This window comes from Streptomyces sp. NPDC002835 (assembly GCF_053591995.1).
Map to the genome: position 1 here is coordinate 1 of NZ_JBSFUW010000094.1, position 6,430 is coordinate 6,430.

General features: G+C 71.9%; 11 protein-coding genes and 1 pseudogene. 5 read left to right on the forward strand and 7 right to left on the reverse strand.

All coding sequences use genetic code 11. The features are described 5' to 3' along the window. The first annotated feature begins 99 nt into the window (after nt 1-99). On the forward strand, nt 100-708 hold the full coding sequence (locus ACWD01_RS36940) for a DUF1349 domain-containing protein (protein WP_356898726.1): 609 nt from the start codon (nt 100-102) through the stop codon (nt 706-708). 39 nt (nt 709-747) lie between these two features. Here ACWD01_RS36940 and ACWD01_RS36945 read toward each other — a convergent pair whose 3' ends face one another. Beyond that, a complete protein-coding gene (locus tag ACWD01_RS36945; RefSeq protein WP_451168313.1) occupies nt 748-1,182 on the reverse strand; it encodes a nuclear transport factor 2 family protein in 435 nt (144 codons plus the stop codon). A gap of 106 nt (nt 1,183-1,288) precedes the next feature. Here ACWD01_RS36945 and ACWD01_RS36950 point away from each other — a divergent pair, with 106 nt between their 5' ends. The 3 genes from ACWD01_RS36950 to ACWD01_RS36960 all read left to right on the forward strand — a co-directional run bounded on the left by ACWD01_RS36950 (nt 1,289) and on the right by ACWD01_RS36960 (nt 3,727). Beyond that, the gene (locus ACWD01_RS36950; protein ID WP_451168315.1) at nt 1,289-1,771 is read left to right on the forward strand and encodes an N-acetyltransferase family protein; all 483 of its coding nucleotides are present in this window, start codon (nt 1,289-1,291) and stop codon (nt 1,769-1,771) included. Nucleotides 1,772-1,873: 102 nt separating this feature from the next. Continuing rightward, nucleotides 1,874-2,590 carry a DsbA family oxidoreductase gene (locus ACWD01_RS36955; RefSeq protein WP_451168317.1) on the forward strand — a complete coding sequence of 239 codons (717 nt, stop codon included), beginning with the start codon at nt 1,874-1,876 and terminating at the stop codon, nt 2,588-2,590. Nucleotides 2,591-2,662: 72 nt separating this feature from the next. Next, complete coding sequence (locus ACWD01_RS36960) at nt 2,663-3,727, forward strand: aminotransferase class V-fold PLP-dependent enzyme (protein ID WP_451168319.1); 1,065 nt, start codon at nt 2,663-2,665, stop codon at nt 3,725-3,727. Nucleotides 3,728-3,740: 13 nt separating this feature from the next. Here ACWD01_RS36960 and ACWD01_RS36965 read toward each other — a convergent pair whose 3' ends face one another. From ACWD01_RS36965 to ACWD01_RS36975, 3 genes and pseudogenes are all read right to left on the reverse strand, one after another. Further along, nucleotides 3,741-4,223 carry a D-alanyl-D-alanine carboxypeptidase gene (locus ACWD01_RS36965; RefSeq protein ID WP_451168321.1) on the reverse strand — a complete coding sequence of 161 codons (483 nt, stop codon included), beginning with the start codon at nt 4,221-4,223 and terminating at the stop codon, nt 3,741-3,743. Next, a complete protein-coding gene (locus ACWD01_RS36970; RefSeq protein ID WP_451168323.1) occupies nt 4,159-4,446 on the reverse strand; it encodes a hypothetical protein in 288 nt (95 codons plus the stop codon). The genes ACWD01_RS36965 and ACWD01_RS36970 overlap by 65 nt, the downstream gene beginning before the upstream one ends. Before the next feature lie 109 nt (nt 4,447-4,555). Further along, nucleotides 4,556-4,798 (reverse strand): annotated as a pseudogene (locus ACWD01_RS36975) (D-alanyl-D-alanine carboxypeptidase); the annotation flags it as partial. Between ACWD01_RS36975 and ACWD01_RS36980 the strand changes: the two are divergent. Next, complete coding sequence (locus ACWD01_RS36980; RefSeq protein WP_451168325.1) at nt 4,734-4,889, forward strand: hypothetical protein; 156 nt, start codon at nt 4,734-4,736, stop codon at nt 4,887-4,889. The pseudogene ACWD01_RS36975 and the gene ACWD01_RS36980 overlap by 65 nt on opposite strands. An 8-nt stretch (nt 4,890-4,897) precedes the next feature. Here ACWD01_RS36980 and thpD read toward each other — a convergent pair whose 3' ends face one another. From thpD to ACWD01_RS36995, 3 genes are all read right to left on the reverse strand, one after another. Then, a complete protein-coding gene (gene thpD, locus ACWD01_RS36985; protein WP_451168327.1) occupies nt 4,898-5,794 on the reverse strand; it encodes an ectoine hydroxylase in 897 nt (298 codons plus the stop codon). 3 nt (nt 5,795-5,797) lie between these two features. After that, nucleotides 5,798-6,196 carry an ectoine synthase gene (locus ACWD01_RS36990; protein ID WP_451168329.1) on the reverse strand — a complete coding sequence of 133 codons (399 nt, stop codon included), beginning with the start codon at nt 6,194-6,196 and terminating at the stop codon, nt 5,798-5,800. A gap of 30 nt (nt 6,197-6,226) precedes the next feature. Continuing rightward, nucleotides 6,227-6,430 (reverse strand): aminotransferase class III-fold pyridoxal phosphate-dependent enzyme (locus ACWD01_RS36995; protein WP_451168331.1); only part of this gene is annotated, 204 nt, incomplete at its 5' end.

The following is a 6,430-nucleotide window of genomic DNA, read 5'->3' on the forward strand; positions in this document are numbered from 1 at the left end:
CCAGAACACCCCCCAACCACTGCTCCCCCCGGAGCTCCACGACGACAACCCGCACGCACTTCCCCGCCGCGTCAACGGCCAACTGCAACACTGACCCGCATGGAATTGAAGCTGCCCGATCTTCCCTTCCCCCTGCGGGCGTACGGTCCCGAGGCCGACTGGTCCTACGAGGACGGTGTGCTGACCGCCTGGGCCGGCCCGCGGCACGACCGCTTCGTGCCGCCGACCGGCCACGCTCTCGAACCGGCCTCCGACGCGCCCCGTCTGCTCGGCGCGCCGGAGGGCGACTTCCAGCTCATCGCCCGCGTCAAGGTCGGCTTCGCCGCGGCCTTCGACGCGGGCGTGCTCTATCTGCACGTCACCGAGCAGGAGTGGGCCAAGCTCTGCCTGGAGCTGTCCCCGGACACGCCCACGGTGTGCACGGTCGTCACCCGCGGCCACTCCGACGACGCCAACTCCTTCACCGTGCACGGCGACAGCGTCTGGCTGCGCATCAGCCGCACGGGCAAGGCGTTCGCCTTCCACGCGTCCACCGACGGCGAGCACTGGACCTTCGTCCGCATCTTCACCCTCGGCGACGAGGACCGGGCCGGCGCGGCCCTCGTCGGCTTCATGGCCCAGTCGCCCGTGGGAGAGGGCTGCGTGGTCGCCTTCGACCGGATCGAGTACCGCGACAGCTGGCCGGAAGGTCTGCGCGACGGCTCCTGACGACGCCACCGGCCGGGTCGCCCCGGCCGGGTGCGCGGCTCAGGCGGCCGGCAGGACCGGCGGACGCCCCGTCGTCCAGACGGGCTCGACCGACACCCGGCTGATCCGCCAGCCCTCGTCGGTGCGCCGCAGCTCCGCGTCGAACCGGCCGCCGACGGTGAACAGTTCGTCGGGCCCCTCGTGGTGGACGTGCACCATCAGCGCGTTCCAGGAGGCGTGCGCCGTGCCGGACGCGGGCTCGACGTCCGCCAGGACGTCGGACGACATGTGCTGGGTACGGGCGAACCGTCCGAGGGCCTCCTCGGTGCCCCGCACCGCCGCCCGGCCCTCGAACACGCCCACCGGGGCGGCCATCCGCACGTCGTCGGTGAAGTAGCCGTCGGCCCAGCCGTCCGTGAACTTCCGCTCGTCCAGTGCGCGGAAGAACCGGCTGACGAGCGTGGCGATCTCGATGTGATCCGTCTGTGTGGTCATGCCGACGAGCGTTCACCCTCAACCGTGTTTGAGGTCAAGCGCGGTTGACGACGCACCCGCTCGAGCACCCGGGAACCGGCGCCGCTCCGGGCACGTCTCCCCCCACATGATCAGGACCGCCGGCCCAGCCGATCTCGACGCCGTCGCAGCCCTCCACGCGGAGGCCCGCGCCACGTACTACCGGGGCCACCTCCCCGACGAGGCCTTCGACAGCCCGGCCGAGCACGCCCGCACCCGGACCGGCTGGGAGAACGCCATCGGCCGCGGCGCGGTGCTGTGCGCGATACGCGACGGGGCCGTCGCCGGCGTGGCCGCCTTCGGCGAGCGGGACGGGGTCATGACCCTGACGCAGCTCCACGTCGCCCCCGGGCGCCGGCGCTCCGGTGTAGGCAGCGAACTGCACTCGGCGGTCGTCGGGGCCTGGCAGCGCGCGGGTGTGCGGACCGCCCGCCTCGAGGTCTTCGAGAAGAACGACCGCGCCCGCGCCTTCTACACCCACCACGGCTGGTACCCGGACCCCGCGGAGCCGCACACCGGCAATCATCTGAACCTCCTCCTCACCGTCCCGCCCACGCCACGGGCGGAATGAGCCGGGGGCAATTCCCGTTGACCCTGTGCGGAGGTGCCCCCGGCGCCCGTCCGCGCCCCCTGCCCGGCGGCCACCGCCACGACCCTGGAGTGATGAACGAGCATGCGCGTCGAGATCTGGTCGGACGTGGTCTGTCCCTGGTGCTATGTGGGCAAGGCCCGCTTCGAGAAGGGCCTCGCCGCCTTCGCGCACCGCGACGAGATCGAGGTCGTGCACCGTTCCTTCGAACTGGACCCGGACCGCGCCACGCGCGAGACCACTCCGGTCGTCGACATGCTCGCGAAGAAGTACGGCCGCACCCGCGAGGAGGCACAGGCCATGGAGGAGCGCGTCGCCTCCACCGCGCGCGCCGAAGGGCTGGCGTACCGCACCGAGGGCCGTGAGCACGGGAACACCTTCGACGTCCACCGGGTGCTGCATCTGGCGAAGGCCCGCGGGCGCCAGGACGACCTGCTCGCCCGGGCCTACCGGGCGAACTTCGCCGAGGAGCGGTCGGTCTTCGACCACGAGACGCTGGTCGCGCTCGCCGTGGAGGCCGGGCTCGACGAGCAGGAGGTACGGCAGGTCCTCGCGGACACGTCCGCCTACGCCGACGACGTACGCGCCGACGAGCGGGAGGCCGCCGAACTGGGCGCGACCGGCGTGCCGTTCTTCGTGTTCGACCGGCGGTACGGGGTGTCCGGCGGGCAGCCCGCGGAGCTGTTCACGAAGGCGCTGGAACAGGCTTGGCAGGGCCGCGCGGTCACCGCCCCCGCCGGCGACGCGGCGGCGTGCGACGCCGACGGGGCCTGCGAGGTCCCGGCCGCTGCCGCCGACTGATCAGCGCTGCTGAACGGTTCCGTGCAGCAAGGCGTGATTGACCCGGTGGCGCGGCCACCGCAGGGTGGTGCCATGGAGATCTCGAAGCCGCTCATCGAAGCCGAGTTCGCGCCCCGCACCACCTATCTGAACACCGCCGTCAACGGGCTGCTGCCCCGCCGGTCGGTCCGCGCCGTCACGGCCCTCGCGGAGGAGCTCGGCGAGGGCAGGGCCGGCGGTCCCGGGGACTTCTCCGCGGTGACCGCCGCCCGGCAGTCCTTCGCCCGCCTCGCCGGGGTGGACGAGGGCCGGGTGGCCGTCGGCGGCGCGGTCTCCGCGCTGGTGGGCCTGGTCGCGGCCGCGCTGCCGCCGGGCGCCGAAGTGCTCTCTCCCGAGCGGGAGTTCACCTCGCTGGTCACACCGTTCTCCGTCCGCGGCGACCTGAAGCTGCGGTACGTCCCGCTGGACGGGCTCGCGGAGGCGGTACGTCCGGGCACGGCGCTCGTCGCCTTCTCCTCCGTGCAGTCCGCGGACGGCCGGATCGCCGACCTGGCGGCCGTCCGGGCGGCCGCGGCGGCCCACGGGGCGCGTACGCTCCTCGACGCCAGCCAGTCCGCCGGCTGGCTGCCGCTGGCGGCCGGGGACTGGGACTTCACCGTCACGGCCGGCTACAAGTTCCTGCTCTGCCCGCGCGGCGCGTCGTTCCTGACGGTGACCGAGGAGGCGCAGGAGACGCTGCCCGCCCTCTACGCGGGAACCGCCTCCGCCGAACGGCCGTGGCAGGACGACACCATGTACGGCCCGATCACCGAACTCGCCCGTACCGCCCGCCGGTACGACGAGTTCCCGGCCTATCTGGCGTACCACGGGGCCCAGCAGTCGCTGGCGCTGGTGGAGGAGATCGGCATCGAGGCCGTGCACGCCCATGACACCGCGCTGGCCGCCCGGTTCCGGGCGGGCCTGCGCGAGAACGGCCTGGAGCCGGTGCCGGGCGACTCGGCGACCGTGGCCGTCCCCGGCCTCGCCGACCGCGCCCAGGAGCTGATCCGGGCCGGGGTCCTGGTCTCCGGGCGGGCGGGCAATCTGCGGGTCGCCTTCCACCTCTACAACACGCAGGCCGACGTGGACCGGGCGCTGGACGTCCTGGTGGGCGGCTGAGCGCCCGGGCCCGTCAAAGCCCCCGACGGGCCCGGTCGTCCCCTCGCCGCGGCTCCGGGCCGGCCTGCTCCTGGAGCCGCGCGGCGATCAGCGCCACGTCCTCCGCGACGTCGATGAGGCCCTGAAGATCGGGCGCCGAAGCGCCGTTCACGCCGACGAACACGGTGTGGAGGCGGCCGTCGTCGGTCTCGAGGTAGCCGGCGACGGTCTCGGCCCCGATCGCGAGCCGGTCGTTCAGCGCGTCGTAGCCCGCGACCGTGCCGGTCTTGGCGAAGACCTTGCCGCGGGCCGGGCAGTCGGTGCAGAAGTCGGCCAGGGTGCCGTCGACACCCAGGATCGGCAGGGCCGTGCGGAAGCGGTCGGCCTCGGGCGTGCCGAGCCAGTGCCGCAGGATCTGGTGCAGCGCGGTCGGCGTCGCCCGGTCGACCGGGTCACCGCCCCGCCCGTCCGCCAGCTGGATCTGCGACGTGTCGACGCCCGCCTCGCTCAGCGACATGCGGAGCACGGGGAAAGCCGTCCATGCAGTCGCTGCTCCCGGCGGCGACGGCCATGTTGCACAGGGTGAGATTGCCGCCGAGGTTGTGGCTGACCTTGAGGATCAGCTTCGCGTACTCGGCGTAGGGCGGGGAGACGTACGCGGCGACCTGCGGGGCCGTGAGCGGGGCGGGCGGCAGCTCGTCGACCGGGTTGGCGCCGGTCGGGGCGGCGGTGACGCTCACGCCGGCCCGGGCGAGGGCCTCGATCAGCGCCGTACGCCCGAAGGCCGCCGGGTTCCCGGACGGGGGAGACCCGCAGCACCGGACCGGCGTCCGCGGCGATCGTGCCCGACAGGGTGATGCGGGCGCCGTCCGCGGAGGCGGAGACCTCGATGTCCGTCGCGCCGCCCGCCTCGACCGTCCGCACGGTCGAGGGCACCCGGTAGGGCGCCACCTGCGGACGCCAGGACAGTTCGGCGGGCCGGCCGGGGGCGGTCGGCGTGGTCAGCAGGTCGATGACGTTGTCGTTGATGATCAGCGGCGTGGGCAGCGGGTCGAACGTCGCGGGGGCGGTGAACAGCAGGTCGTCGACGATGACGTCGCCCTCGACCCGGGTGATGCCCGACTCCCGGCGGAAGGGCCGGTCTCCCGAGGAGACCGGCCCTTCCGCGTACTGCGTGCTGTGAGGGATGTCCTACCGCACGGGCGTGAAGTCCCGCGCCCCGATGAACTCGGGCCGCGGCACCGGCGCCGCGAAGGGCTCGACCGCGGTGTTCTCCACGCTGTTGAAGACGATGAAGACGTTGCTGCGCGGGTACGGCGTGATGTTGTCACCCGAGCCGTGCATGCAGTTGCAGTCGAACCAGGTCGCCGACCCGGCCTTGCCGGTGAAGAGCCGGATGCCGTGGTCGTCGGCGAAACGCGTCAGCGTCTCGTCGGACGGGATGCCGGCGTCCTGCATCTGCAGCGACCGCTTGTAGTTGTCCCTCGGCGTCTCGCCCGCGCAGCCCAGGAACGTCTTGTGCGACCCAGGCATGATCATCAGACCGCCGTTGGTGTCGTAGTTCTCGGTCAGCGCGATCGAGACGGAGACGGTCCGCATGTTCGGCAGGCCGTCCTCCGCGTGCCACGTCTCGAAGTCCGAGTGCCAGTAGAAGCCGGAGGCGCCGAAGCCCGGCTTCACATTGATACGGGACTGATGGACGTACACGTCGGAACCGAGGATCTGCCGGGCTCTGCCCACCACCCGCTCGTCGCGCACCAGCGAGGCGAAGACCTCGCTGATCTTGTGGACCTCGAAGACCGACCGCACGTCCTGGGACTTCGGCTCGATGATCGAGCGTTCGTCGGCGCGCACCCTGGGGTCGCTGATCAGACGCTCCAGCTCGGAGCGGTAGAGAGCGACCTCGTCGTCCCCGATCAGCTGGTCGACGGCGAGGAAGCCGTCCCGCTCGAAGCCCATGAGGTCGGGCGTGGCGATCGGACCGGGGGCTCCCGGTGCCGACCAGACCACCGGGTCCTTGCGCGGGGTCAACACCTCACTGGCGCCACGTGTCGGGTACAGGTCGGTGCGTGCAGGTGCGGTGGTCATTCCTCAGCCCTCCTCGGTCAGCAGCGGGTAGACGCCGTTCTCGTCGTGGTCCTCCCGTCCGGTGACGGGCGGATTGAAGACGCAGACGCAACGGAAGTCGGTCTTGGGGCGCATTGTGTGCTTTTCGTGCCCGTCCAGCAGATACATCGTGCCGGGCTCGATCCAGTGGGTCTCGCCCGTCTCGTCATTGGTAAGTTCGGCCTCGCCCTCGATGCACAGCACGGCCTCGATGTGGTTCGCGTACCACATCGAGGTCTCTGTACCCGCGTACAGCACGGTCTCGTGGAGCGAGAAGCCGACCTTCTCCTTGGCGAGCACGATGCGCTTGCTCTCCCAAGTGCCGGAAGCGGACTTCACATGGCGCTCGGTGTTCTCGATGTCCTTGAACGATCGGACGATCACGGTGGTTCTTTACCTCTCGGTCGCAGATGGTCAGGCGGTCTCTCGGACGCAGCGCGCCAGGATGCGCAGACCCTCGTCCAGGTCTTCGGTGGAGATGGTCAGCGGCGGCAGGAGCTTGACGACCTCGCTCTCCGGTCCCGAGGTCTCCAGCAGCAGTCCGAGCTCGAAGGCGCGGGCGCAGACGGCGGACGCGCGCGGCTTGTCCTCGAACTCCAGGCCCCAGACGAGACCGCG

Excerpts from the sequence above, each read along its gene's own strand:
- ACWD01_RS36940 (WP_356898726.1), top strand. The coding sequence starts at position 100 with ATGGAATTGAAGCTGCCCGATCTTCCCTTCCCCCTGCGGGCGTACGGT.
- ACWD01_RS36945 (WP_451168313.1), bottom strand. The coding sequence starts at position 1,182 with ATGACCACACAGACGGATCACATCGAGATCGCCACGCTCGTCAGCCGG.
- ACWD01_RS36950 (WP_451168315.1), top strand. The coding sequence starts at position 1,289 with ATGATCAGGACCGCCGGCCCAGCCGATCTCGACGCCGTCGCAGCCCTC.
- ACWD01_RS36955 (WP_451168317.1), top strand. The coding sequence starts at position 1,874 with ATGCGCGTCGAGATCTGGTCGGACGTGGTCTGTCCCTGGTGCTATGTG.
- ACWD01_RS36960 (WP_451168319.1), top strand. The coding sequence starts at position 2,663 with ATGGAGATCTCGAAGCCGCTCATCGAAGCCGAGTTCGCGCCCCGCACC.
- ACWD01_RS36965 (WP_451168321.1), bottom strand. The coding sequence starts at position 4,223 with ATGTCGCTGAGCGAGGCGGGCGTCGACACGTCGCAGATCCAGCTGGCG.
- ACWD01_RS36980 (WP_451168325.1), top strand. The coding sequence starts at position 4,734 with ATGATCAGCGGCGTGGGCAGCGGGTCGAACGTCGCGGGGGCGGTGAAC.
- thpD (WP_451168327.1), bottom strand. The coding sequence starts at position 5,794 with ATGACCACCGCACCTGCACGCACCGACCTGTACCCGACACGTGGCGCC.